This window comes from Pseudomonas hefeiensis (assembly GCF_030687835.1).
Classification (GTDB): domain Bacteria; phylum Pseudomonadota; class Gammaproteobacteria; order Pseudomonadales; family Pseudomonadaceae; genus Aquipseudomonas; species Aquipseudomonas hefeiensis.
The window spans coordinates 6,256,116-6,281,954 of the sequence record NZ_CP117449.1 but is presented as its reverse complement, the minus strand read 5'-3'; the positions used below and the strand labels follow the sequence as shown (position 1 = coordinate 6,281,954).

Sequence of the window (25,839 nt, the reverse complement as noted above, 5' to 3'; positions counted from 1 at the left end):
ACCGCGATGAGCAACGACGATCGTACTCAGTTCATGCCGACGCCCGGTGGCCGTGGCGCCGACCCATTCCGCCCGGATCCTGGCCGTCCGGACTCTGGTCGTCCACCGCCGGCGCCCGCACCGCTGTCGATGCCGGCCGCCCCGGTCCTGACCGGCAAGGCCCAAGGCCTTAACCCGCTGGAAAGCGCAGCCGGTCCGCTGCTGGCGCTGTTGACGCGCCTGCGCAGCACCATTGCCCACCCGGCTCCGGCCAGCCTGCGGGCGCAACTGCTGGCGTACCTGCGTCAGTTCGAGGAACGCGCCGAAGCCGCCGGCGTGGTGCGCAATGACGTGCTGCTGGCCCGCTATGCCTTATGCACCGCCCTGGATGAAGCCGTGTTGAGTACCCCCTGGGGCGGCACCAGCGACTGGGGCAAGCAGAGCCTGCTGATCACCGTGCACAACGAAGCCTGGGGCGGCGAGAAGGTGTTCCAGCTTCTGGAGCATTGCCTGCAAAGCCCACGGGAGCGCTTGTATCTGCTGGAGCTTTTGTACCTATGCATGTGCCTGGGTTTCGAAGGGCGCTACCGGGTGATGAACGACGGGCGTAGCCAGCTGGAAGCCTTGCGCGAGCGCACCAGCGCGGTGATCCGCAGTGCCCGTGGCGACTACGAGCGTGAGCTGTCGCCGCACTGGCGCGGTGTCACCGTGGCCCGTGACCGACTGGCGCAATTCATGCCGCCGTGGATCGCCGTGGCCATTGGCGCGGCCTTGTTGCTGGCGCTGCTGTTTGGCCTGCGCATGAAACTGGCCTCCGATGCCGAGCCGGTGTTCAAGAACATCCACGCCCTGGGGGAAATCCCGGTGCAGGCCATCGACCGTCCCGTGGTGCAGCCCAAAGTGATCGAACGACCACGCCTGGCCGGTTTCCTGGCCGATGAAATCAGGGCCGGTCGGGTCGCGGTGGAAGATGCCGTGGATCGCTCGGTGGTGACCATCCGTGGCGATGAACTGTTCGCCTCGGGCAGCGCCAGCATTTCCGATGACCTGGAACCGCTGATGCTGCGCATCGCCGATGCCATTCGCAAGGTCAAGGGCCAGGTCCTGGTAACTGGCCACAGCGACAACCGCCCAATTGCCACCCTCAGGTTCCCGTCCAACTGGGCCTTGTCCGAGGCGCGGGCCAAGTCGGTGCTGCAAATTCTTTCGGCCAAGACCGGCCAGGCCGAGCGCTTCAGCGCCGAAGGCCGAAGCGACACCGAGCCGTTGGCTTCCAACGCCACCGGCAGAGGGGCGTGCGCGCAATCGTCGGGTTGAAATCACAGTATTGGCGGAGGGGGTCGAGTGAAGGTGTTTTTCAGTTTTATGATCCGCTGGGTCGTCCCGCTGCTGGGGCTGATTGCCCTGAGCCTGATCATCTGGTTCGTCGGCCCGTTGCTGGACTGGCTGGTGCCCGAAGGTCGCCGTTGGGCGTTGATCATTCTGGTGTTCGCGGTGTGGGTCGCCTACCGGGTGTTTCGCATCATCCAGGCCCGCCGGCAGGCCGCCGAAGTCATGCGCAGCCTGGCCGCGCAAACTCCGCCCGACCCTACCAGCATCGCGACGGCCGAAGAACTCGAAACCCTGCGCCAGCGCATGGACGAAGCCTTGGCGCTGTTGAAGAAAGCCAAGCTGGGTGGGGACGAGCGCCGCAACCTCTACGAACTGCCGTGGTACGTGATCATCGGCCCGCCGGGTTCGGGCAAGACCACTGCGCTGGTCAACTCCGGGCTGCATTTCCCGTTGGCCGCGCAACTGGGCGCCGGCGCGGTACGTGGCGTGGGCGGCACGCGCAACTGCGATTGGTGGTTTACCGACCAGGCAGTGCTGCTCGACACTGCTGGCCGCTACACCACCCAGGACAGCGACGCGACCGTCGACAAGGCGGCGTGGCTGGGCTTTCTCGGACTGTTGAAAAAACAACGCGCCCGTCGCCCGATTGACGGTGCGTTCATTGCCATCAGTCTGTCGGACCTGCTGTTGGGCAGCGACGCCGAGCGCGCGGCTCATGCCGCGGCGATTCGCCTGCGCATCCAGGAACTGTACACCCAACTGGGCGTACGCTTCCCGATCTACCTGATGCTGACCAAGCTCGATCTGGTACCCGGGTTCATGGAGTTCTTCGACAGCCTGAGCAAGGAAGAACGCGCCCAGGTCTGGGGCATGACCTTCGCCCTGGACGATGGCAAGAGCAACGACAGCCCGCTGGCGCATCTGCAAAGCGAATTCGCCGGCCTTGAGCAACGCCTCAACGACCGTCTGGTGGAACGCTTGCAGCAAGAGCGCGACCCGGCGCGGCGCGACTTGATCTACGGTTTCCCGCAACAGTTCGGCGCCTTGAAGGATTGCCTGCAAAGTTTCCTCGAAGGCGTGTTCAAGCCCAACGCCTTCGAAGAACGTGTACTGCTGCGCGGGGTGTATTTCACCAGCGGCACCCAGGAAGGCAGCCCGATCGATCGCTTGATCGGCTCCATGGCCCAGAGCATGAACCTGGACCGTCAGCACCTGGCGCGCCAGACCGGCACCGGACGCAGTTACTTCATCGAAAAACTCTTCACCGCCGTGGCGTTCGCCGAACGTGGGCTGGTGGGCGTCGATCCCAAGGTTGAGCGTCGGCGCAAGTGGATCGCCCGGGGTGTATTGGCCTCGACCGTGGCTTTGGTGCTGGTGGTTTCGACGTTGTGGTGGATAAGCTATCGGGCCAACCAAACGTACATCACCCAGGTCGACCAGAAGGTCGCGCCGCTGGGCCAGGCTGTGCAAAGTCTTAGTCCGGCACAACGTGATGTCCTTGCCGTATTGCCACTGCTCAACGCCGTGAAGCACCTGGCCGACGACGCGCCCGATTGGGCCGAGGGCCTGGGCCTGTATCAGGGCGACATGCTCGAAGCCGAGTCCGGCAGCGTCTATCGCAAGTTGCTGATCGCCGTGTTCGCGCCTCGCTTGCTGACGCGTATCGAAGAGCAATTGCACAGCGGCGGCAGTTCAGATTTTCTCTATGAGGGGTTGAAGGCCTACCTGATGCTCGCTGACAACGAGCACTACGATGCCGACTTCATCAAGGCCTGGGTTGCCCTGGATTGGGACCGCAGCCTGCCGCGCGACCTGCCGGCCGATCAACGTCTGGCCTTGGGCGAGCATTTGCAGTCGCTGTTCGAGCGTCGTCCGCCCACCGCACGCCTGGACCCGCGTTTGATCGAAGACCTGCGCCGGCAATTGCAGCAACTGCCCGTGGCCCAGCGCGTCTATGACCGCGTCAAACGTCAGAAACTGCCCGAGGGCATCGCCGACTTTCGCCTTAACGAAGCCGCCGGGCGCGACGCTGCGCTGGTGTTCAGCCGCAAGAGCGGTAAACCGTTGGGCGAGCCATTGAGCGGATTTTTCACGGTCAAGGGCTACCGCCAGGGCTTCTTGCTCACCAGCCTGAACCAGGCTGGAACGCTGGCTGAAGAACAATGGGTGTTGGGTCGCGACGAGGCTGGGCAGCAGGACGTCGCCAGCCTGGCCGCCGAAGTGCGTCGCCTGTATTTCCAGGACTACCAGCGCCAATGGGACGCCTTGCTGGCCGACATCGACTTTGTGCCGATCACCAGCGTGGCCCAGGCCGCCGATGTCTTGCGGGTGCTGTCCGGGCCAAGTTCGCCGTTGAAAAAACTGCTGGTGGCGGTGGCGAAAGAAACCGATCTGCAACAGGAAGAACGCTTGCTGGCGACCCAAGGCGAGCAGGTCGAAGGCGGTGTGGACAAGCTCAAGGAGCGCCTGGGCAGTTTGCTCGGCCAGGAGCAGGCGACGCAAAACGCACCTCAGGCCAGCGTTGACCCGGTCACCGCGCATTTCGCCGAGCTCAACAGCATCGTCAGCAAGAGCGAAGGCGAACCGGCGGCCATCGATGGCCTGCTCGCCGACATGAACGCCTTGTACGTGCAGGTCAGCGCCATGGTTGGCGCCAGCGGCGACGCCCTGCTCGGCGAAGCGAAGAACCAGGCCCAGGCTGCTGCCACGCGGGTCAGCCTCAACGCCGAACGCCAGCCGCCGCTGGTGCAGGGCCTGGTCAAGTCGGTGGTCAACTCCACCACCAACAGCATGATGGGCGGAGTGCGCAATCAACTGAACGCCGCCTGGACCAGCGAAGTGGTGAACATCTACCGTCAGTCTCTGGCCGGGCGTTATCCCATGTCGCCAGGCAGTGCGCGGGACGCGACGCTGGACGACTTCGGTCAGTTCTTCGGCGTCGGCGGGGTGATGGACAACTACTTCCGCAAGTACCTGCAACCCTACGTCGACACCTCGACCCGGGCCTGGCGCTGGCAACCGGGCGCGGCACAGAAGCTCGGTATCGCCCCCGGCGTGCTGCAAACCTTCCAGCGTGCGGCCACCATCCGCGATGCGTTTTTCCGCTCCGGCGGCACTCAGCCGCTGGTGCGTTTTGAGCTCAAGCCGGTGGCGATGGACTCGACCATCACCCAGTTTTTACTCGATCTCGACGGCCAGCAACTGAGCTACGACCACGGCCCGAGCCGTCCGACTGCCATGCAGTGGCCCAACCCCGGCAGCATCGGCGTGGTGCGGATCTCGATCATGCCGCCCTCGGCCAATGGTCGTTCCGGCATCACCCTGGACGGCCCGTGGGCCTGGTTCCGCCTGTTGGAACAATCGGACCTGACTGCCGGCAACTCGCCGGACCGCTTTAACCTGCGGCTGCGGGTCGACGGCGCCAGCGCCTCTTACGAGCTGCGGGCCAACAGCGCCTTCAACCCCTTCAAAAGCCGTGTGCTCAGCGGCTTCAGCCTGCCGGAGCGGCTATGAGTACGCCGGGCTTCTATGGAAAGTTGGCCAGCCGCGGGGACTTTGTCAGCCGTGGCTTGCCCCAGAGTTTTATCGGCCCCTGGGATTCGTGGTTGGCGGCGGGCTTGCTCGCCAGCCAGACCGGCCTGGGCGAGCGTTGGCTGGATGCCTATCTGGTCAGCCCGTTGTGGCGCTTCATGGTCGCGCCCGGGGTCTGTGGGCCAGACGCCGCTGTGGGCGTGGTGATGCCGAGTATCGACCGGGTCGGCCGTTATTTTCCGCTGACCGTCGCGGTGTTGCTGGACCCCGACGCGGACCCGGCGTCCGTGGTGGGCGGTGCAGACGAGTGGTTTGAGCGGGTGGAGAACCTGTTGCTGAGCACGTTGAGTGTGGAGGCCAGTTTCGAGGCGTTCAACGAACAGTTGGAGACCCTCGGCAGCCCGATGTACCTGCCGCGCAACCCGAGCAGCCGTTTTGCCAGCCTGCATCGCTTTGATGCCACCGACCCGCAACAGCGTCTGAGTGCCCTCGCCGAAGCGGCCTGCGAAGGCGTGAGCGTGTGGTGGGGCCAGGGTTCGGAACGTATCGCGCCCGGTTTGATGCGGTGCCAGGGTTTGCCGGCCGCCGCTGATTTTGCGCAATTTTTGCTCGGCCAAGAAGGTGTTGTGTAGATGCGTCCAAGTGCTGGGAAAGCCTTCAAGTCTGCAAGCAAGAGCCATGTCGGCATGGTTCGCCAGGTCAATGAAGACGCGTGCCTGGATCTGCCGGAAAACGGCCTGTGGGTGGTCGCCGATGGCATGGGTGGGCACGCGGCAGGCGACTACGTCAGTAGCCTGATCGTCGACAGCCTGCGCGGCATTGCCGCGGGCCGCTCACTGGACGAATACGTCGCCGCGCTGCACAGCGACTTGCTGCGGGTCAACGCCGCGGTGCGTGAAGAAACCGCCAACCGTGGCGTGACCATGATGGGCAGCACCGTGGTGGTGCTGGTTACGCGGGACCTGCGCGGCATGTGCCTGTGGGCCGGTGACAGTCGCTTGTACCGCCTGCGCGACGGCAAGCTCGAAAGCATCTCCCGTGATCACAGCTACGTCCAGGACCTGCAGGACAGCGGCCTGCTCAGCGAAGCCGAAGCCCGGGTGCATCCACGGGCCAACATCGTCACCCGTGCGATCGGGGTCGAGGCGCAACTGAATCTGGCGATGGTCGAGCTGCTGCTGGTGCCCGGCGACAGCTACCTGCTGTGCAGCGACGGGCTGACCAAGACCGTCGAGGACGATGAAATCCGTGAAGTCCTGAACCACGACGAGCCCGGCGAGATCGCCAGCAGCCTGGTGTCCCTGGGTCTGATGCGCGGCGCGCCGGACAACATCACCGTGGTTGTCGTGAAGGTGCCGTCATGAACCCCGCTTTGAACATTCAGATCCCCGGCTACGACATTGAAGGGGAGATCGGCGAAGGCGCGATGGCCAGCGTCTACCTGGCAACCCAGCGTTCCCTGGAGCGCAAGGTGGCGCTGAAAGTCATGGCGGCCGCGCTGGCGGCCGACCCGACGTTCTGCGAGCGCTTCCTGCGCGAAGGCAAGACCCTGGCGCGCCTGTCCCACCCGCACACGGTCACCATCCATGACATCGGCAACGTCGGTGAGCTGTATTACATGGCCATGGAATACCTGCCCAACGGCACGCTCAAGGAGCGCATCGCCGCCGGCCTGTCGCCGGAGCAGGGCCTGATCTACATCCGCCAGATTGCCTCGGCCCTGGGTTATGCCCATGGCCTGGGTCTGGTCCACCGTGACGTGAAGCCGGCCAACATCCTGTTCCGCGCCGACGGCACGGCGGTACTCTCGGACTTCGGCATCGCCAAGTCCCTGGACGACCGCACGCAATTCACCCAGGCCGGTTTCGCCGTTGGCACGCCCAGCTACATGAGCCCGGAACAAGCCCGTGGGCAAGACATCGACGGTCGGGCCGACCTGTATGCCCTGGGCGTGGTGCTCTACGAAATCCTTGTCGGCAAACTGCCGTATACCGGCAATGACGCGCTGTCCACGGCCCTGGCGCACCTGACCGAACCGTTGCCGGAATTGCCGGTGCATCACGGTCGTTATCAGGACGTGTTGCGCAAGCTGTTGGCCAAGGATCCGGCGGAACGTTTCCCGGATGCGGCGGCGCTGTTGCGGGCGCTGGACAACCTGCCCGAGGAATCCTCGGACGCGACGCTGATCCGGCCGTTGCCGATCCCTGTATCGATGAAACCGACCGGCGATGATCTGGCGGGATTGACGCCGGTCTCCATCGACATTCCGACAGGGCCCGCACAGCCGCAATCCCAGCCCAAGCCAACCCCGCCACCGGTGAGCCCAACTCAACGGTCCAGCGTTTCGTCGCAGCCCAAGACCCCGCTGTTCGCACTGGCCGCTGTCGCGGTGGCCGTGGCGCTGGCGTTGGGTGGCGCGGGTTATTGGTGGCTGTCGGGCGATGGTGGAGAAGACGCGAAGCCGCCGATTGTCTCGACGTCGCCGGTTGATCCGCCGCCGGTCAAGGCGCCTGAAGTGCCCCCGGCAAAACCGCCTGTGGCGACGCAGGCCGATGGCGGCCAGCGTCCATTGTTGATGGCTGGCAAGAAAACCCTGTTCCAGCGCGTGCTGAGCAAACCGGGCGCCAAGCTCACTGAAGAAGCGGGCGCTGCGCCCGGCAAGGCGTTGCCGGCGTTTTCCGTGTTGTACGTGTATGAGCGCAAAGACCTCGATGGCAGCCCCTGGTTGCGGGTCGGCGCGGCCACGGACGGGCGCAGCGACGGTTGGTTGCCCGCCACTCAGGTCAGCGACTGGAAGCAAAGCCTGGTGCTCAAGTTCACCGAGCGTTCCGGCCGCGCGCCCGTGATGTTCCTGCGTCAGCCCGGCGAAGTGGAAAAGCTGCTGGCCGACCCTTCGGCGGCCAGGAACGTGTTGCTCAAGGCCCAGCAGAACCGCGAAGACAACCAGCAAGTGCTGGCCCTGGAACCGGCCGCCAGTGCCGTGCCGCAGAACCAGTTCTACCTGCTGCCGATCTTCGACTCCCGCGAGAGCTTCGATGAGACCGGCCAGCCGGTGCAGTTGCTGAACGTGGCGTCCATCGACCCTGGCAACACGCCGAGGGCTACGACCAACACGCCCATCAGCACCGCCAACGCTGACGCGTTCCGTACCGCCGTGGTGCTGGTGGTGGACACCACCGTGTCGATGCAGCCGTACATCGATCAAGTCCGCGACGTGGTCCACGAACTGCAAAGCCGCATCGCCGAGCGTGGCGAGCTGGACAGTGTCAGCTTCGGCATGGTGGGTTTTCGCAGCAGCACCCGGAAAACCCCCGGCCTGGAGTACGTCGCCAAGACCCTGATCACCCTGGAGCAGGGCCGCGATCCGCAACGCTTCATGGAGATGGCGCGACAGGTCAAGGCGTCCACGGTGTCGAGCCATTCGTTCAACGAAGATGCGTTTGCCGGCGTCATGGAAGCGGTGGAGGGCATGGACTGGTCCGGTTATGGCGGGCGCCTGATCCTGTTGGTCACCGATGCCGGTGCCCTGCGCAAGAACGATCCGTTTGCCGCCACGCAAATGAACGAAGCCGAAGTGCGTCAAGCGGCGCTGGGCAAACAGATCAAGATCTACGCCCTGCACCTGCTCAGCGACGCCGGCAAGAAAACCCACGGCGGTGCGCAGAGCCAATATCGCACCCTGACCGCCGACGCCAACCCGCGGATCGGTGACCTGTACATTCCGGTGCCGGGCGCCGATGTGCGCAAGTTGGGCGAGCGTGTCGACGAGATCGGTTCGGTGTTCGCCGACCTGGTGCATCAGGTGCGCAGCAACCAACCGCAAAGCGTCCCGCAGTTGAGCGCGGCGCCGAGCCTGACCGATAAATCGGCGGCGGTCGGCTACGCGATGCACATGGACTTTTTGGGGCGCAAATCTGCCAGTCAGGCCCCGCAACTGGTCAGCGCCTGGACCGCTGACCGTGACCTGACCAACCCGGCGCTGCCGGCGTTCCAGGTGTGCGTGATGCTGACCAAACTGCAACTCAACGACTTGCAGCAGTCGCTGAAACTGATCGTCGATGCGGCGCGCAAGACCCAGACGTCGCCCAAGGATTTCTTCCAGGAAATCGCCAGCGCCAGTGCCTACATGAGCCGCGATCCTTCGGCGTTGCGCAAAGGGGGCAACCTGGCTGACGGCGGGATTCTCGGCGAGTACCTCGAAGGGCTGCCGTACCGCAGCAAGTCGCTGAACATGACCCAGGATTTGTGGCTGTCCCTGAGCGTGGCCGAGCAGGAAGATTTCATCGACGAGCTGGATTCGAAAATCCGTCTCTACGAGACCTTCCACAACGATCTGGCCAACTGGGTGCGGTTCGGCGATGCCGAGCCGGGCGATGCCCTGTACCGCGTTCCGTTGTCGACGCTGCCGTGATGCTGAGCATGAGCGCCGTACACAAAAGCCGGGGCGTCGGCAGCCAGCGCTACAGCCTGGTGATTCCTCGGCTGCAATTGTGTGCCGGCGAACAACTGGCGGTGGTCGGCCCCAGCGGTTGCGGCAAGAGCACCTTGCTGGATCTGCTGGCCTTGGTGCTGGCGCCGGATCAGGCCGGGCAGTTCGACTTCACGCCGACCAACACGCCGCTGGACATCGCCGCGCTGTGGCGTGCGCGGCAGCAGGGCGCCTTGGCGGACCTGCGCAGCCGGCATCTCGGTTATGTGCTGCAAACCGGTGGTTTGCTGGGTTTTCTGGATGTGCGCGGCAACATCGAATTGTCGCGCAAACTGCTCGGCATGACGGATGACGGCAGCGTCACGCGCCTGGTCGGGCAACTGGACATCGCCGATCAACTGGGCAAGAAGCCGGCAGATCTGTCCGTCGGCCAGCGCCAGCGGGTCAGTTGCGCCCGCGCCCTGGCGCATGGGCCGCGCCTGTTGCTGGCGGATGAACCCACCGCCGCCCTTGACCCGCTGAACGCTGAGCGGGTCATGCAGTTGCTGGTGGCCCAGGCCCGCGATCACGGTGTGTGTTGTGTGGTCGCTACCCACGATGAGTCACTGGCCCGCGCCAGCGGTTTGCAGGTGCGGCGCATCAGTTGTCGTCGCGACGCCGATGGCGGCGTCACCGCGACCCTCGGGGAGGTTTGCTGATGCGCAGCGCGCTGGTGGCTTCCCTGGCCTGGCAGGATTACCGAAACGATGCCTGGCTGTCGGCCTGTTCGGTGCTGGCGCTGGTGGCGGTGGTCGCGCCATTGCTGGTCCTGTTCGGCCTGAAATTCGGCCTGGTCAGCAGCCTTACCGAGCGCCTGGAGAATGACCCGGCTACCCGGGAAATCATTCCGTTGGGCGGCGGCCGGTTCAGCGCTGAGTTCGTCGAGCAATTGGGCCGGCGCAACGACGTGGCGTTTGCCCTGGCCCGCACGCGGCAGATTGCGGCCACTGCGGATTTGAGCGGCGAGGCTGCGCCCGTCACCGTCGAAATGATCCCCACGGCGGCCAATGATCCTTTGCTTGAGCGCTTGCCGGTGCCGCAAGGGCTGGATCAAGTGGTGCTCAGCCACACCGCCGCCGAAAAGCTCGGCGCCAAGGCCGGTGATTGGCTGCAGGCCAGTTTCGGTCGACAGGTGGCTGGTCGTAGCGAGGCGCAGCGCACGCGAGTGCAGGTGTTGCACGTACTGCCGTTGCAAGCTTTTGCCCGGGATGGTTTGTTCGCGCCGCTGGCGCTGCTGGAAGCGGCCGAGGATTACCGCGACGGTCGCGCCGTGCCCGCGTTCGGCTGGCCGGGCGATGCGGTGGGGCAGAGCGCTCAGCGGGTGTACCCGGCGTTTCGTCTGTACGCCCGCAGCCTGGGTGATGTGGAGCCGCTGCGCGAGTATTTCGCGGCGCAGAACCTGCTGGTGTCCACCCAGGCCCAGACCATCGCACAGGTGCAATCGCTGAGCCGCAACCTGTCGATCGTGTTCTGGATCATCGCCGGGTTGGCGTTGGCGGGAGCGTTCGCGGCGATTTTTGCCGGTGCGCTGGCGGCGGTCGAGCGCAAGCGTCGGGAGCTGTCGGTGTTGCGTCTGCTGGGGGTTTCCACGGCAGCGCTGTTGTTGTTCGTGGTGTTGCAGGCGCTCTACAGCGCCGCACTGGCGGCCCTGTTGAGTGTCGGGCTGTATGGCCTGGCGCAGTCGGGCCTCAATTATTTATTTGCGCAGTTGCCGGGCGAGTACGCCAGCCATCTGCTGCTGCGTCACTACACCTTGGCCCTGGTGGCCGTGCTCGGCGTCAGCGCCGTGGCGGCGGCTTGTGGCGGCTGGCGGGTGGCGCGCATCCAGGCGTGTGAAGGAATTCGCGATGTATAAGTTATTGGGCGCCGCCGTGGCGCTGAGCCTGGCCGGTTTAGCCTGGGCCGACGAAAGCACCGACAAACTGGACAACCCCAAACCGTTGCCCGGTGACGTCAGCCTGCCGCTGCCGTGCGAAGGGCAAATGATGTTCCGTTACGTCTACATCCTCGCCCAAGGCACCCTGGACGATCGGGAGATCAGCCTTGGCTACCCGTTCAGCGAAGGCGAGGCCGGGCTATAAGCAGTCGTTCATTTCCGGTTATCGCCGGGACTTCATCAATGGTCAGTTCACCCTCAAGGACCTGCCTAAGGACTGGAACAAAACCATCGCGCCGTTGATGCCCAAGGCTGACGCCAAGACCCCGCTCAAGCCGATGCTGTACTTCATCGGCAAATACGAGGTCACCGCTCGCCAATACGCCCAGGTCATGGCCCAGGCGCAATCGTTGGCCAGCGGTGAACCCGCGCCGGCCTGCGAGACCCTCACAGCCGAGCTGCCCCAAGGCATGGCCGGGCGTTTGCCCAAGGTGAAGCTGTCGAAGTTCGAGGCGGAGCGCTTTGCGGCGGTGTACAGCGCCTGGCTGATGAAATACCACAAGGACCTGCTGCCGGTGAGCGGTCGCGGTACCTCGGCCGAAGATGGCGGGCTGGGCTTTGTGCGTTTGCCCACCGAAGTCGAGTGGGAATTCGCCGCCCGTGGCGGGCAAGCCGTCAGCCGCCAGGACCTGGAAGGACGCCTGTTTCCCCGGCGCTTGGAAGGCAGTGAAAGCGACGGGCCATTGGCTGACTGGGCGGTGTTTAACCAGGTCGCTGGCGGCACCGGCCAGGCGGCGCGGCTGATGCCCGTCGGCATCAAACTGCCAAACCCCATCGGTTTGTTCGACGTGATCGGCAACGCCGCCGAAATGGTTCAGGAGTCTTTCCAGCTGGTGCATGCCGGTCGCCGCCAGGGCGCCTACGGGGGCTTCGTGGTCAAGGGTGGCAACTACCTGGAAGGCGAAGGCACGCTGTTCACCGGGATGCGCCGCGAATATCCGTTGTTTGCCGCCGACGGCACCGAGCAAAGCAACGAAACCACCGGGTTTCGCGTGGCGGTCGGGGCGTTGTCGGCGCCGCGCTCGCGTTACAAGGAGCTGTTCGCCCAATGGGAGAAAGAAGGCCGTCTCGCGGCCCTGACCGATGCCATCGATGAAGCTGAAGACCCGACCAAGCGTCTGGACAGCATCATTGCCGCCAGCGTCGACCCGCGCCTGCAAGCCGAGCTGGGGCTGGTCAACGAAGAGCTCAAGCGCAACGTCTCGCTCATCGCTCAGCAGCGCGAGGAAGCGGCGGGCAACCTGATCCAGTCGGCGGCCCTGGTGGCCGAGACCATCAATAACTACAACATCCGCTTGACCAATTTACAGAACAGTCGCCAGCAGGCCGTGGACGCCAAGGACGAGGCCAGCGCCAAGCTGTTCGCCACGGCCATCAACAACGGCCGCAGCGCGCTCGATGGCGCCGTGGCGATTTACATCGACAACCTGGCCACCGGCACGCGCTACACCGATGCCGTGATCCAGGCGCAGTTTCAACGCATCAAGGAGGAGTTGGAGCGCAAGCCGGTGCTGGGCAAGAGCCTGGTGGCGCGCGCAACGTTATTCGTTCGCCATGTCGGTGCTTATCGTCAGCAAAAACGGGCCGACCCGGCGGCGATATTGAAGGAACTGCTCGCATCGAGCGGTCAGCGGTCTTGATCGTTGATTGACAGCGAGCTTGGAAGGGACTCAGGCGGCGGTGGGCCGTGCTGAGCTGGTCAACACTTAAAAAGAGAACACAATCATGCTTTTCTCCCGTACACCTTTTGCTTCGGTTTCCAAGCGTCACCTGCTGATGGTCGCTGTCGGCTTCAGCACTGTACTGACCGGCTGCGCGACGTCGCCGACGTCCAAGGTCGCGTCGAGCACCAAGGTCGAGTATTACCCTAACTGCTACGAGCCGGTGCAGCACTTGCGCTCCACCGAGGGGAACATGACCAAGTCGGTACTCACCGGCGCAGCCGTTGGCGCGGTCGGGGGTGCCCTGTTGGGGGCGCTGACCGATTCGGAAAACCGTGGCCGCAACGCCGCCATCGGTGCAGCCGGTGGTGCCTTGGCCGGTGGCGCAACCGGTTATTACACCGAGCGTCAGAAGCAGATCGCCGATGACAACCAGCGCATCGCCTCCTACGCCGCTGACGTCAACAAAAGCGCCGCCGACATCGACCGCAGCACCGCGTACGCCAAGGCTTCGCAGCAGTGCTACCAGAGCGCGTTCACCAAGCTGGTGGCTGACCGCAAGGCCAAGACCGTCAACGAAACTGAAGGCCGCAAGCGCCTGGCAGAAATCGTCTCTGGCCTGAAAGAGTCCAACGACCTGATCGTCGCGGTCAACGGCAAAGCCGCCGAAGACCTGAACAACTACACCCAGGCCTATGAAAAAGACCTGCAACAAGTGGGTGTGCAGCGTACTGACGTGGTGACCGTGGCGACCGCGGAAACCAAGCCGGTTGTGGCTTCGACCAAGACCAAAAAAGCTGTGAAGCCGGCGAAAAAACCGGTGTTGCCAAGCGTGCCGAAAGAAGCGGTCACCACCGAGAAAACCCTGCAGACCGCCAAGGCCAAGCAGGATGAAAGCAAGCAGGTTGCCAGCGCCGGCACCAGCCAGGTCAACAGCATGTGCAAAAACCCGGACCTGGGTGACTGGGCACCGGTGCCTTGCCCGAATGTTTGATTGAGTGAACGCTGTTGATCATCCCCTCGGGAGTGATCACTGCACCAAACCTGTGGGAGCTGGCTTGCTCGCGATAGGGTCGGTTCAGTTGACATCAATGTTGACTGATACGCCGCCATCGCGAGCAGGCTCGCTCCCACATTTGTTTTGTGCTGGCTGAAGTATCCGCGACAACCTTTAATCCCCTGTGGGAGCAAAGGTTGCTCGCGAAGCGGCCTTACAGCCGACTTGGCTCTCCCGGTCGTACGCCCGTCAGATCTGTGGGAGCAAAGCTTGCTCGCGAGGCGGCCTGACAGCCGGCCTGGCTCTCCCGGTTGTACTCCGATCAAACTGTGGGAGCGAGCCTGCTCGCGATGGCGGTCTGATAGCCAGCCAGGATTTGGTTGACTGGGTACATATCCGTTGCTGCGGTAACGGCGGCTTAGGGTTCCGCCCTTACGGCGGGTCACTTTTGGCAAACGCCCCAAAAGTAACCAAAAGGTCTTGCCCCACCACTTGGTGCCTCGCCTAGGCTCGGCATGCCCGAACGCAGGCATTGCTCCGTGGGCCCGCCGCGAAGGGCCATCCATGGCCCAGCGCGGCTATCCCGGCATCCATGCCGGGATGCCCACTGCGCAATACCTGCGTTCGGCCAGCGTGGTTAACGGGGCCCCAAGATCAACGTCCACCGCGAGGCGGCCTGATAGCCGGCCTGGCTTTAGCGGGTGTACACCCATCCGACCTGTTTGAGCAGAACCTGTGGGAGCAAAGCTTGCTCGCGAGGCGGCCTGGTAGCCGACCTGGCTTTAGCGGGTGTACACCCATCCGACCTGTTTGAGCAGAGCCTGTGGGAGCAAGGCTTGCTCGCGAGGCGGCCTGACAGCCGGCCTGGCTTTAGCGGGTGTACACCCATCAGACCTGTTTGAGCAGAGCCTGTGGGAGCAAAGCTTGCTCGCGAGGCGGCCTGGTAGCCGGCCTGGCTTTAGCGGGTGTACACCCATCCGACTTGTTTGAGCAGAACCTGTGGGAGCAAAGCTTGCTCGCGAGGCGGCCTGGTAGCCGACCTGTCTCTCTGGTCGTACCTCAATCCAATTGTGGGAGCGGGCTTGCTCGCGAAGGCGTCGGCACAGCTTGCATCAAAGCAAAGCGCTACCCCTTGCTCCCAGGCGCCGCCATCTCTTTTGTATCCAGATGATCCAACGCCCGCTCAACCAACAACTGAACCCCATCAGCCATGCGGCTGATCGCCAGGGCTACGCAGCGGCGTGAGTCATCGACATCATCGGCCAGGTCGGCGGCGATGGTGCTGATGGATAGCAGGTCTTCGGAGGCGTTGGCGAGCAGGGTTTCGGTGTCGATGTGAGGGGAGACGATGAAAAGCTGGTGTTTGTCGGGTTCGGGCGGTGAGGAAGGTTGGGGTTTGAGGTAGTAATCGAGAGCGCGGGTGGCGGCGTCTTCAAGCTTCTTTTCTTCGAGGGCTTCGACGCGGGATTTGTGGCCGCTTTGCGGCGGATTTGGTGTTGCTTTGAACATAATGATTTCCCTGGAGGTGGAGCCGACACCCTTCGATTGCACTTCGAAAAAAGGTGGCAGCTGTACGTAGGTGTGCAAGACCGGTCCAGGAACCCGGCAGACTCGAAAGTCTCCCACGCGCAGCCGCCATAACAATCGGCGAGCATAGAAAAATGCTCGGCGAATAGCCATAACGAATGCGTTCCTAGATCGGACTTGCACGTCCGTGTCACCGTTTTTTGCGATGACGGACAAAGGTTATCGCCGCTCGAAAGCGCTGCCTAGTTCATGAACAGCGCGGCGTTTTGAAGGAAATGTCCGAGGGTGTGGCGGGGGAAAAGAGCAAAAGATCGCAGCCTCCGGTAGCTCCTGCGGGAAATGAGTGCAGGGACTGCCGAAGGCTGCGATCTTTTGATTTTTGGTTTTGTGACTTGGCGGTCATCTTTCGTGAAAACAAGCTTATCTTCCGCTAAAGCGATCCGATGATGGCGTTCCACCGTGGAATCGCTAAACTGCCCCCGCCATTCATCTTTCTTACGAGGCCGTGCCCATGAAATTTCGCTTTCTGCTGTGGATGCTGGGGTTGTTGATGGGCAGGGCCAGTCGGACCAATCCGGCGTTCCAGCAGCAGTTGGGCGACAAGGAGCTGGTGTTTCAACTGCAAACCCTGGACGGCAAGGTCGCCCGGCATTTCACGGTGAAAGACCAGCGCATCACCAGCCAGTCCGGCACCTACCCGGAACCTGCGTTCGCCATCGCCTTCCAGGACGCGGCCTATGGCTTCGCGACGATGCAGGCCAAGAACAAGCAGTTGGCGTTCATGACCGGGATTCAGGACAAGTCGATCCAGATCAAGGGCAATCCGGCGCTGGTGATCTGGTTTCAGGGGTTGATGCGGTATTTGAAGCCGAAGAAGGCCAAAGCCTAGTTTTGAGTTGCTGCGGTACCTGTGGCGAGGGGATTTATCCCCGCTGGGCTGCGCAGCAGACCCAAAAAGGGCTGACTGTGTTCAGCCTGCTTAACCGGGGAAGCAGGTTTTTAGGGCTGCTTCGCAGCCCAGCGGGGATAAATCCCCTCGCCACAAAGGGCTCGTCAGCCCGATTGCCAGGCTGGCTTGATCATGAGCTATTTCAACCATGGCTGAACTGCGAAGCCAGTTCGCGCAACAACACCTCAGCCTCCAGCACTTTGCTCACCACTTCATTGGCTTTGTCGCGACTCAGGCCGACGCGTTCGAGCAGGGCGTCGGGGATTTCCTCATCGGGACCCGAGCCGATGCCCCGGGCGCGCAGCAGGCGCACGGCCAGGCATACCAGGTTCGGGTAGGCGGCGTATTCGCCGTCGTAGTGCGGGTCGTGCTGGAAGCGCAGGGCGGTGGCCAGCTCGTCGGGCATGTCCCAGTAGCGCATCAGCCATGAACCGATCTGCTCGCGACTGATGCCCAAGAGGTGCTGTTCCACGTAGCTGTGGCACAGGTGCGGGTTGACCTCCAGGTGCCGGCAGATTAACGAGAAGTGCGGCGGGAAGACATGGGCCAGCAACAGGTAACCGAAGTTGTGCAGCAGGCCGGACAGGTAGGTCAGGCCGCCTTCAGGACGCTGGGCGCGCGGCATGGCGCGGGTCAGGCCCTCGATGACGGCGGCGGTGTAGATCGACTGATGCCAGTACGGCGTGGTGTGTTGCGGGTGGTCCTTGGGCAGGCTCAGGGTTTTGCCCAAGGCTAGGCCCAGTGCCAGGTTGATCACCAGGTCGAAGCCCAGTACCCGGACGATGGCGTCTTCCACCGAACGGATCTTGCCGGGCGAGGCGTAGTACGGCGAGGCGGCCCAGCTCACCACTTGCGCGGCCAGGGCCGGGTCGGTTTCCACGACGCCGGTGATGTCATCGATGGTGGCGTCCGGGTCGACCCGCAGCTTGATGATCTTTTGCGCCGTTTCGGCCAGTGGCGGAATTTCGATGGTTTCTTCCAGCCGTTGCTGGATGCGCCGGGCGGTGAACGCCTGCACAGCCTGGGTGATTTCCGCGCGGTCGTCGTGCGGACGGTCCAGGTTCGGGGTGATGTTGCTCACGGCTTCGCCGAACGTCGCGGCGCTGGCCTTGGTGAGCATGGTCTTGAAGGCCTCGCTGGTCACTTCCAGCAGCAGCCCCGGTTCGCCTGAGTTGATCAGCAGCTTCGGCTCGCGCAGCAGGCTTTCTTCATACAGGCAAGGGGAGCTGGTCAGCGCCGGCAGACCGGGCAGCAGGCTCAGGTTGTGCTTGCCGAGCATGCGCTCCAGACGGTCAGTAGGCACCGCCGTGAGTTTGCGACCGGTGAGTTCGGCCAAGCGGTTGAGGTCCAGCAGTTGGCTTTGCGGGAACAGCACCATGAGGGCGCCAACGGCATCGTGTAACAGAACGGCCTGCACTTTACGGGCGGGGTTCAGGCCCGGTCGTTCGATTACTTCGTCAAAGCCGATGCCCAGTTTCTCGAGCAACAGCCGAATAACAGACGGAGCGTGCGGGGTTTCGGGGACGAGGGCAGCTTCTGTCATGGTCTGTATCCGTTTTCCTACAAGTTGAGCAGTATAACCAGCTTGCCGGGCGGGCGCGCCCAGAAACTGAGAGCGTGCTCACACTTGGCCGTATTGCTGCCCATGACGCAACCAGCGATCCAGTAGCGGGCTGACATGCTCCGGCCAGCGTTCCAGCAACGCCTGGGCGGCGTCGCGTACGGCGGGGAGCAGATCGGCGTCGCGCATCAGGTCGGCTACCTTGAATTGAAGCAGGCCGGTCTGGCGTGTGCCGAGCATTTCACCGGGCCCGCGCAGCTCCAGGTCTTTTTCGGCGATGACGAACCCGTCGTTGGTTTCGCGCATGATGCCCAGACGCTGGCGACCAATCTGCGACAGCGGCGGGTGATACAGCAAGACGCAATGGCTGGCGGCACTGCCCCGACCGACCCGGCCGCGTAGCTGGTGCAACTGCGCCAGGCCCAGGCGTTCGGGGTTCTCGATGATCATCAAGCTGGCATTGGGTACATCGACCCCGACCTCAATCACCGTGGTGGCCACCAGCAATTGCAGCGCCCCGGCCTTGAATTCGGCCATCACGGCCGCTTTCTCGGCGGGCTTCATGCGCCCGTGGATCAGCCCGACCTTGAGTTCGCCGAGGGCGGTGGTGAGGTCTTCATAGGTGGTTTCGGCAGCCTGACAGGTGAGCTCTTCGGACTCTTCAATCAGCGTGCACACCCAATAGGCCTGTCGCCCTTCGGCGCAGGCACCGCGTACGCGCTCGATCACTTCAACGCGCCGGGTGTCGGTAACCAGCACGGTATTGACCGGCGTGCGCCCGGGAGGCAATTCGTCGAGGACCGAGGTGTCGAGGTCGGCGTAGGCACTCATGGCCAGGGTCCGCGGAATCGGCGTGGCGGTCATGATCAATTGGTGAGGGCACATCCGCCCGCCCACGCCTTTCTGCCGCAAGGCCAGGCGCTGCTGCACGCCGAAGCGGTGCTGTTCGTCGATGATCACCAGCGCCAGGTTCTTGAACTGCACTTCGTCCTGGAACAAGGCATGGGTGCCGACCACCATCGGCGCGCCAGCCGCGATTTGCGCCAGGGCTGCTGCGCGATTCTTGCCTTTAAGCTTGCCGGCCAGCCAGGCGACTTCGATTCCCAGCGGTTCGAGCCAGCGCTGGAAGGTGATGAAATGCTGTTCGGCAAGAATTTCGGTAGGCGCCATCAACGCCACTTGATAACCGGCTTCCAGGGCCTGCAGCGCGGCGAGGGCGGCAACCACGGTCTTGCCGGCGCCGACATCACCCTGGATCAACCGCAGCATCGGCTCGGGCTGGCTCAGATCGTAGGCGATTTCGTTGCCGACCCGTTGCTGGGCCCCCGTAGGTTTAAAGCCGAGGTTGGCCAGGTAGCGGGCCGGTAAGTCCTTGGCCTTGGGCATGGCCGGGGCCCGCAGGGAACGCAGGCTTTCGCGCAGACGTTGCTGGGACAGTTGATGGGTCAGCAACTCTTCAAAGGCCAGCCGGTGCTGGGCCCAATGATGACCAAGGGCGAGTTCGTCGACATCGGCATCGGCCGGCGGATGGTGCAGGTAACGAATCGCATCAGCCAGTGGCGCCAGTTGATAATCCCGGGCCAGTTCGTTGGGCAGCCAGTCGGGCAGGCTACTGGGGCCGAGCAGGGTCAGGGTTTGTTGGCAGAGCTGGCGCAGGCGCTGTTGGGTCAGGCCTTCGGTGAGCGGGTAGACCGGGGTCAGGGTTTCATCCACCGGCGGCGGCTCGTCGCCGGTGATGGCGCGGTACTCCGGGTGATAGATCTCCAGCCCGGACGCACCGGGCCGCGCTTCACCGTAGCAGCGCACGCGGGTGCCACGCTTGAGGCCTTCCTTTTGCGCATTGCTGAAGTGATAGAAGCGCAGGCTCAGCCCGCCGGTGCCGTCCTGCAGGCGCACCACCAGGCTACGGCGCCGGCCCATGACCACGTCGGCGCCGCTGACGGTGCCTTCGATCACGGCGTCCTGCCCCGGCCGCAAATGACCGATGGGCACGACGCGGGTGCGGTCCTGATAACGCAGCGGCAGGTGAAACAGCACGTCCTGAAGGTTTTCCAGGCCGACCTTGGCCAGCTTCTCGGCCATGGCTTCACCGACACCCTTGAGTGCCGTGACCGGCACTTTCGACAGCTCAGTCATGGCCGTGGCTTACTTGGCAGTGGGCGGCTTGGCCACGGAACACAGGCGGATCGAGTCAGCGAGGATCTCGATGGCCTTGGGTCGCGGGAAGCTGGCGCGCCAGGCGATGGCAACGGTGCGGAACGGCACGGGCGGCGTCAGTGGGCGAACCTCAATCACGCCAGGGGCGTAATGATGACTGTCCACTGCCGACAGCGGCAAAATCGAAATGCCCAGGCCCGAGGCGACCATGTGGCGAATGGTTTCCAGGGAGCTGGATTCCACCGTGGTGTGCTTGGCGCCTTCGCTGCCTTTGGTCAGGGTCGGACAGGCTTCGAGCACCTGATCGCGGAAGCAGTGGCCTTCGCCGAGCAGTAGCAGGCTCTTGTCGTTGAGCAGGGCGGCGTCGATGGATTTTTTCTGGGTCCACGGATGCTGGGCCGGCATCAACACGTAGAACGGCTCATCGTAGAGCGGCAGGGTCAGGACATCGGCTTCGTTGAACGGCAGGGCGATGATGATCGCGTCCAGTTCGCCGTTGCGCAGTTTGTCGCGCAGCACATGGGTGAAGTTTTCTTCGATGTACAACGGCATCTGCGGGGCGACCCGGTGCAGTTGCGGAATCAGGTGCGGGAACAGGTACGGGCCGACGGTGTAGATGGCACCGACTTTCAGCGGCGCGGTCAGCTGGTTTTTGCCGGCCTGGGCCAGTTCACGGATGCCCTGGGCCTGTTCCAGGACTTTTTGCGCCTGGGCAACGATACCTTCGCCCACCGGGGTCAGGCGCACGGCGCTTTTGCTGCGCTCGAAAATCAGCACACCGAGCTCGTCTTCAAGCTTTTTCACGCCCACCGACAGCGTCGGCTGGCTGACATGGCAACGCTCGGCCGCATGACCGAAATGCTGCTCCTGGGCGAGGGTGACGATGTAGCGTAATTCTGTGAGGGTCATGGCAAGCGTCCGTGAAGTTGCGAGCCAAGCATACCGGCTGCAATCGATAGACGCACGTTATCAGACTGGGGGCGCGGTGTGACACTGTCTAATGTGGGTGTGGCGAGGGGATTTATCGATGAATATGGATTTATTTGTGGGAGCAAGGCTTGCCCGCGATGAAGCTAACGCGGTCTTCTCTGGAACCCAGGCGCCTGTATCGCGAGCAAGCTTTGCTCCCACAGGTCCCTTGCTCTACAGATACGTTCCCTTCACCCGAAGCAAGAAGCCCCTGTAACAGGGGCTTGCCAATGGGTTAACGCCGACGCTTGTCGATGGAGTAAACGAACGGCGCGACGATTTCGATGGAGCCGTTAACCAGCATGTCGGCCGGTGGCTTGGGCAGCGGTTGGGCGCGGCGAATCATTTCCAGGGTCGCCCGGTCCAGGGCGGCGTTGCCGGACTTGCTCACCAGCTCGAAGGACAATACGTTGCCTTCGGCGTCCACCACGAACCGTAAACGGTTCAAGCCTTCCTTGCCGCGCGACTGGGCGCTGGCAGGGTATTTCTTGTACTTGCCCAAGTGCGCAAGCAATGTGCCTTGCCAGCTGGCCTTGGCCGCCATTTGCGCGGGGGAAGGGCCAGGCGCCGGCTGTGCGGATTTCTCGGTCGGTGCCTTGGTCGGCTGAGTATCGCTGGGCTTTTGCTCTGACGGTTCTTCCTTGGGCGGTTCCGGTTTTTTCTCCACGGGTTTGGGCTTGGGCTTGGGCGGTTTAGGCTTGGGCTTGACCGGTTTGGGCACCGAAATTTCCGGTTTCTCGACTTCGGCGATTTTAGGCAACGGCAGTTCTTCGACCGGCTCCGGAGGCTGCGGTGGCGTGACGACTTTAGGCGGTGCGGGCGGTGGTGGAGCCGGAACCGGCGCCAGCTCGACCATCATCGCCTGGGGCGGCAATTCAATGGGCGGGTTTGACGTCCAGTTCAGCGCCAGGGCAATGGCGAGCGCATGCACGCCCAGCACCACGGCCAGGCTACCGCTGTAACGCGTCAGCTTTTGGCGCGTCGTGATCATTTCTTGGGCGCCGTCTCGAGTCCGACCAGGCCGACCTTCAAGTATCCGGCGGCGCGCAGGGCATCCATCACGTTCATCAGGTCACCGTAATCCACGCCTTTATCCGCCTGGAAGAAGATCGTCGTGTCCTTTTTGCCCTGGGTCCGGGCGTCGAGGGTCGCGCCGAGGCTATCGGCCTTGACCTCGTCTTCGCCCAGGAACAGTCGTTGGTCGGCCTTGACGCTCAGGAATACCGGTTTCTCCGGCCGTGGCGATGGCTTGGCCGTCGAGGCGGGGAGGTCGACCTTGATGTCCACGGTGGCGAGCGGAGCGGCCACCATGAAGATGATCAATAGCACCAGCATCACGTCGATGAACGGCGTGACGTTGATTTCGTGGTTCTCGGCCAGATCGTCGTCTGCGCCTTCTTTCAAATGCAGGCCCATGGCCGATTACCCCACTTTCACCATGTGCGGTTGCGAGCCACGCTCGGGTGGCAGGTGGTCGAGGTCGCGGCTGACCAGCAACAGGACTTCGGCCGAAGCGTCGGAGACCTGGGCCTTATAACCGGCAATGGAGCGAGCGAACACGTTGTAGATGACCACCGCCGGGATCGCCGCGACCAGACCCAGAGCGGTTGCAAGCAGGGCTTCGGCGATGCCGGGTGCCACGACAGCGAGGTTGGTGGTCTGGGTCTTGGCGATGCCGATGAAGCTGTTCATGATGCCCCACACGGTGCCGAACAGGCCGACGAACGGCGCGGTGGAACCGATGGTGGCGAGCACGCCGGTGCCGCTGCTCATGTTGCGACCGCAGGCCGCGACCAGACGCTCGAGGCGGAAGCTCACGCGTTCCTTGATGCCTTCCTTCTCGCGACTGTTGGCCGACAGGCTCATCTCTTCGAGGGCGTCGTGAACCAGCAGATTGGCGAGCGTGCCTTCTTTCGCCGCAGAGGCGCTGGCCTCTTTGAGGGTGGTGGCTTTTTTCAGATTGACGATTTCACCGCGCAGGCGGCGCTTGGCGCCCATCAGTTCGAAGCCTTTGGCAATCCAGATGGTCCAGGTGATGATCGAGGCGATGGCCAGGCCGATCATGACGATTTTCACGATAATGTCGGCGTTCTGGTACATGCCCCATGGCGACAGATCGTGGGCCATGCCCAGGGTATTATCGGCTTCGAGCATTTGAGGTGTGTCTGCGGCGCTGGCTTCGACGGCCTGGGCCGGGTCGGTGGCCTGAGGGGCCGCTACAGGTTCGGCGGCATCGACCGGCGTCTGGCTGGCCGCGGGTGCGGTGGCCGGGGTCGTGGCTGGCGCTTGGGCATCGGCGAGCGCGGCGGTGGGCGCCAGTAGCAGGCTGAGCAGCAGGGCTGCCATGGCGCTCCAGGCGCGAGGTCGGTTGGTTGGCGAAGCGGAGGAGAGATAGCGTGTCATGCTGGCCGGACCTGAGAGAAAAAGAAGGTTGATGTTCTTCCAGGCCTCGTGGGGCCGAGAACAAAAGTGGCGGGCATTATTGCAAGTAATTCTTGTTAACAAAAGTAATACAGTATCTTTTTTTCCTGCATTGCTAGCCGCTCGTCCCCTCAGGCAGCTAGTCTGCGGCTTTATGAAAGGAGATTTTGATGTCCGCGCCTTCTGTTTTGATCGCCGGCTGCGGTGATATCGGCGGCCGCCTGGCGAGCCAGTTACGGGCCCAGCATTGGCAGGTCTACGGCTTGCGCCGTACCGTTTCGCAGCTGCCGGCCGGGGTGGTCGGGGTGGCGGGGGATCTGTTCAGCGAGCAATGTCCCGCTGATTGGCCCACCGATGCGCTGGATTACCTGGTGTACAGCGTCGCCGCCACCGAGCATGACGAAGCGGGTTACCGCGCAGCTTATGTCCAAGGCTTGCAGCATGTGTTGAGCTGGTTGAAGCAGCACGGACAGCAGCCAAAACGACTGCTTTTTGTGTCCAGCAGCAGCGTCTACGGGCAGCAGGGTGGCGAGTGGGTCGATGAAACCTCGCCCACCGTGGCCGGTGGCTATTCCGGCCGGCTGATGCTCGAAGCTGAACAGGTGGCGCTGGACAGCGGCATCCCGGCCAGCCGTGTGCGTCTGACCGGCATCTATGGTCCGGGCCGCGAATGGTTGCTGAACCAGGTGCGCCAGGGCTATAGCGTGGTGGAAGACCCGCCGCTGTACGCCAACCGCATCCATGCCGACGACGCGGCGGGCCTGCTGGCCTTCCTGCTGGAAGCCGACCGCCAGGGCAAGACCCTGGAAGACTGCTACATCGGCGTCGACGACGCTCCCGCCGCGCTGGCCGAGGTAGTGGGTTGGCTGCGTGATTACATGGGCGTCACCCAATGGGCCGAGAACGCCAGCGTGCGCCGCGCCGGCAGCAAGCGTTGCAGCAATGCACGGGCGAAGGCCTTGGGCTGGACCCCGCGGTATCCGAGTTTTCGTGAGGGGTATGCGGCGATTCTGGAAGGGCGCTGCTGATCTTCCAGGCACCCCAAAAACAACTGTGGGAGCGACGAGCCTGTGGGAGCAAAGCTTGCTCGCGATAGCGGTTTTACAGCCAACAGAGGTGTTGTCTGTGACGACGTCATCGCGAGCAAGCTTTGCTCCCACAGGGAGTCCGCGTTACTGCTTTTCCAACACCCACTGCCGGTCACCCGGCGTGAACGAAGGCATTTCATCCGCCAGTGCCGCATTAACGGTCTGGAAAATTTCCAGCTTCTTGCCGTCGCGGGAGAAGATCCAGGTGTTGCCCTGGCCGTTCTGTTGCAGCCAGATGTTGTCGTTGCCGCCGCTCATGGAGGCGCAATCGCCGGCCAGGCACAGGGCGTAGCGGTCGGCGCCTGGCAGCCCGGTGATCTGGCCGTCGGGTTGGAACTGCACGTTGGCGCCTTGGCCGGGGCCGTTGACGATGTTCCAGGTGCCGCCCAGGTAGGCGGTATACAGCGCCCGCTCGAAACTGGCGCCCAGCGGCGCACCCTCCGGCACCTGGACCTGGGCGCGCTCGAACACTTGCTGCGGCTCGTTCTCGGTGGCGGTCTGGTTCAACTGATCACCGTCGCGTTGCAGTTCGCTGGCGGAACTGCCGTAGAAATCGACTTTCCACGCACCGTCTGCTTCGCCCAGCACCTTGCCTTCGACATTCTCGAAGCCGTTGGTGTAACGCGCCTGGCCGGCCCGGGTATTAACGTCCCATTCCAGGTTCGGGCCATAGGCCTGCAGCGCCTCGCGCAGCGGGCCGCCCTTGGCGGCGGCGTCGATCGCCGCCTGGTTGATCCAGGTGCCGCTGATATCACGGTCGGCAGGGTCGCTGGCGCAGCCGCCCAACAGCAGGGCAGCCAGCGAAAGAGCAAGCGCTTTGCGCATGGTGGAATCCTTAAACGAAAACGGCGCAGCGGGGGGAGGCTGCGCCGGGCTTGTTACTCGATGACCAGGATGGCGTCCATCTCAACCTGCGAACCCTTTGGCAGGGCAGCCACGCCGATGGCGGCGCGGGCAGGGTAAGGCTGGTCGAAGTACTTGCCCATGATCTCGTTGACCTTGGCGAAGTGGCTCAGGTCGGTGAGGAAGATGTTGAGCTTGACGATGTCCTTGAACGAACCGCCGGCAGCCTCGGCCACGGCCTTGAGGTTCTCGAACACCTGCACGGTCTGGGCTTCGAAGCCTTCTACCAGTTCCATGGTTTTCGGGTCCAGCGGGATCTGGCCCGACATGTACACGGTGTTGCCCGCCTTGATTGCCTGGGAATACGTACCGATGGCGGCCGGGGCTTTGTCGCTGGTGATAACGGTCTTGGTCATTTAT

The 25,839-nt window shown here is 63.4% G+C and carries 18 protein-coding genes and 2 pseudogenes; 11 read left to right on the top strand and 9 right to left on the bottom strand.

The genetic code is table 11. The features are described 5' to 3' along the window. The first annotated feature begins 6 nt into the window (after positions 1 to 6). From PSH57_RS28425 to tagQ, 9 genes and pseudogenes are all read left to right on the top strand, one after another. Positions 7 to 1,327, top strand: a pseudogene (locus PSH57_RS28425) (DotU family type VI secretion system protein). Further along, a complete protein-coding gene (gene tssM, locus PSH57_RS28420; protein ID WP_305386912.1) occupies positions 1,324 to 4,824 on the top strand; it encodes a type VI secretion system membrane subunit TssM in 3,501 nt (1,166 codons plus the stop codon). Before PSH57_RS28425 ends, tssM begins: the two are co-directional and overlap by 4 nt. After that, on the top strand, positions 4,821 to 5,474 hold the full coding sequence (tagF, locus tag PSH57_RS28415; protein WP_305386911.1) for a type VI secretion system-associated protein TagF: 654 nt from the start codon (positions 4,821 to 4,823) through the stop codon (positions 5,472 to 5,474). The genes tssM and tagF overlap by 4 nt, the downstream gene beginning before the upstream one ends. Further along, positions 5,475 to 6,206: a PP2C family protein-serine/threonine phosphatase gene (locus tag PSH57_RS28410; protein WP_305386910.1), complete on the top strand. Its 732-nt coding sequence runs from the start codon at positions 5,475 to 5,477 to the stop codon at positions 6,204 to 6,206. It abuts the gene before it with no gap. Next, positions 6,203 to 9,253, top strand: coding sequence for a serine/threonine-protein kinase (locus PSH57_RS28405; RefSeq protein WP_305386909.1), 3,051 nt, complete (start codon positions 6,203 to 6,205; stop codon positions 9,251 to 9,253). Before PSH57_RS28410 ends, PSH57_RS28405 begins: the two co-directional genes overlap by 4 nt. After that, entirely contained in the window at positions 9,253 to 9,969 is a 717-nt protein-coding gene (locus PSH57_RS28400; RefSeq protein ID WP_305386908.1) for an ABC transporter ATP-binding protein, read from the top strand. The genes PSH57_RS28405 and PSH57_RS28400 overlap by 1 nt, the downstream gene beginning before the upstream one ends. Beyond that, on the top strand, positions 9,969 to 11,165 hold the full coding sequence (locus tag PSH57_RS28395) for an ABC transporter permease family protein (protein ID WP_305386907.1): 1,197 nt from the start codon (positions 9,969 to 9,971) through the stop codon (positions 11,163 to 11,165). Before PSH57_RS28400 ends, PSH57_RS28395 begins: the two co-directional genes overlap by 1 nt. Beyond that, a pseudogene (locus PSH57_RS28390) lies at positions 11,158 to 12,886 on the top strand (formylglycine-generating enzyme family protein). Before PSH57_RS28395 ends, PSH57_RS28390 begins: the two are co-directional and overlap by 8 nt. 85 nt (positions 12,887 to 12,971) lie before the next feature. Continuing rightward, positions 12,972 to 13,901 (top strand): type VI secretion system-associated lipoprotein TagQ, encoded by a 930-nt coding sequence (gene tagQ, locus PSH57_RS28385; protein WP_305386903.1) that lies wholly within the window; start codon positions 12,972 to 12,974, stop codon positions 13,899 to 13,901. Positions 13,902 to 15,029: 1,128 nt separating this feature from the next. On the opposite strand, the gene PSH57_RS28380 is transcribed toward tagQ, so the two are convergent. Then, complete coding sequence (locus PSH57_RS28380; RefSeq protein WP_305386902.1) at positions 15,030 to 15,413, bottom strand: DUF6124 family protein; 384 nt, start codon at positions 15,411 to 15,413, stop codon at positions 15,030 to 15,032. Positions 15,414 to 15,942: 529 nt separating this feature from the next. Between PSH57_RS28380 and PSH57_RS28375 the strand changes: the two genes are divergently transcribed. Beyond that, positions 15,943 to 16,320 carry a helicase gene (locus PSH57_RS28375; RefSeq protein WP_305386900.1) on the top strand — a complete coding sequence of 126 codons (378 nt, stop codon included), beginning with the start codon at positions 15,943 to 15,945 and terminating at the stop codon, positions 16,318 to 16,320. A 202-nt stretch (positions 16,321 to 16,522) separates the two neighbouring features. On the opposite strand, the gene PSH57_RS28370 is transcribed toward PSH57_RS28375, so the two are convergent. From PSH57_RS28370 to exbB, 6 genes are all read right to left on the bottom strand, one after another. Next, on the bottom strand, positions 16,523 to 17,923 hold the full coding sequence (locus tag PSH57_RS28370; RefSeq protein ID WP_305386898.1) for an aminoacyl-tRNA deacylase and HDOD domain-containing protein: 1,401 nt from the start codon (positions 17,921 to 17,923) through the stop codon (positions 16,523 to 16,525). A 78-nt stretch (positions 17,924 to 18,001) separates the two neighbouring features. Then, positions 18,002 to 20,077 carry an ATP-dependent DNA helicase RecG gene (recG, locus tag PSH57_RS28365; RefSeq protein WP_305386897.1) on the bottom strand — a complete coding sequence of 692 codons (2,076 nt, stop codon included), beginning with the start codon at positions 20,075 to 20,077 and terminating at the stop codon, positions 18,002 to 18,004. A 9-nt stretch (positions 20,078 to 20,086) separates the two neighbouring features. Beyond that, positions 20,087 to 21,007, bottom strand: a complete 921-nt coding sequence (locus tag PSH57_RS28360) for a hydrogen peroxide-inducible genes activator (RefSeq protein WP_092394970.1) — start codon at positions 21,005 to 21,007, stop codon at positions 20,087 to 20,089. Between the two features lie 295 nt (positions 21,008 to 21,302). After that, positions 21,303 to 22,058, bottom strand: a complete 756-nt coding sequence (locus tag PSH57_RS28355; RefSeq protein ID WP_305386895.1) for an energy transducer TonB family protein — start codon at positions 22,056 to 22,058, stop codon at positions 21,303 to 21,305. Further along, positions 22,055 to 22,483, bottom strand: a complete 429-nt coding sequence (gene exbD / locus PSH57_RS28350) for a TonB system transport protein ExbD (protein ID WP_256229750.1) — start codon at positions 22,481 to 22,483, stop codon at positions 22,055 to 22,057. The genes PSH57_RS28355 and exbD overlap by 4 nt, the downstream gene beginning before the upstream one ends. Before the next feature lie 6 nt (positions 22,484 to 22,489). Next, positions 22,490 to 23,470 (bottom strand): tonB-system energizer ExbB, encoded by a 981-nt coding sequence (exbB, locus tag PSH57_RS28345; RefSeq protein ID WP_305386894.1) that lies wholly within the window; start codon positions 23,468 to 23,470, stop codon positions 22,490 to 22,492. 188 nt (positions 23,471 to 23,658) lie between these two features. On the opposite strand from exbB, the gene PSH57_RS28340 reads away from it, so the two are divergent. Then, a complete protein-coding gene (locus PSH57_RS28340) occupies positions 23,659 to 24,516 on the top strand; it encodes an SDR family oxidoreductase (RefSeq protein ID WP_305386892.1) in 858 nt (285 codons plus the stop codon). A 144-nt stretch (positions 24,517 to 24,660) separates the two neighbouring features. Here PSH57_RS28340 and PSH57_RS28335 read toward each other — a convergent pair whose 3' ends face one another. After that, the gene (locus PSH57_RS28335; RefSeq protein ID WP_305386891.1) at positions 24,661 to 25,401 is read right to left on the bottom strand and encodes a hypothetical protein; all 741 of its coding nucleotides are present in this window, start codon (positions 25,399 to 25,401) and stop codon (positions 24,661 to 24,663) included. A 53-nt stretch (positions 25,402 to 25,454) separates the two neighbouring features. Further along, positions 25,455 to 25,835, bottom strand: coding sequence for a RidA family protein (locus tag PSH57_RS28330; RefSeq protein WP_003229509.1), 381 nt, complete (start codon positions 25,833 to 25,835; stop codon positions 25,455 to 25,457). Between the last annotated feature and the right edge of the window lie 4 nt (positions 25,836 to 25,839).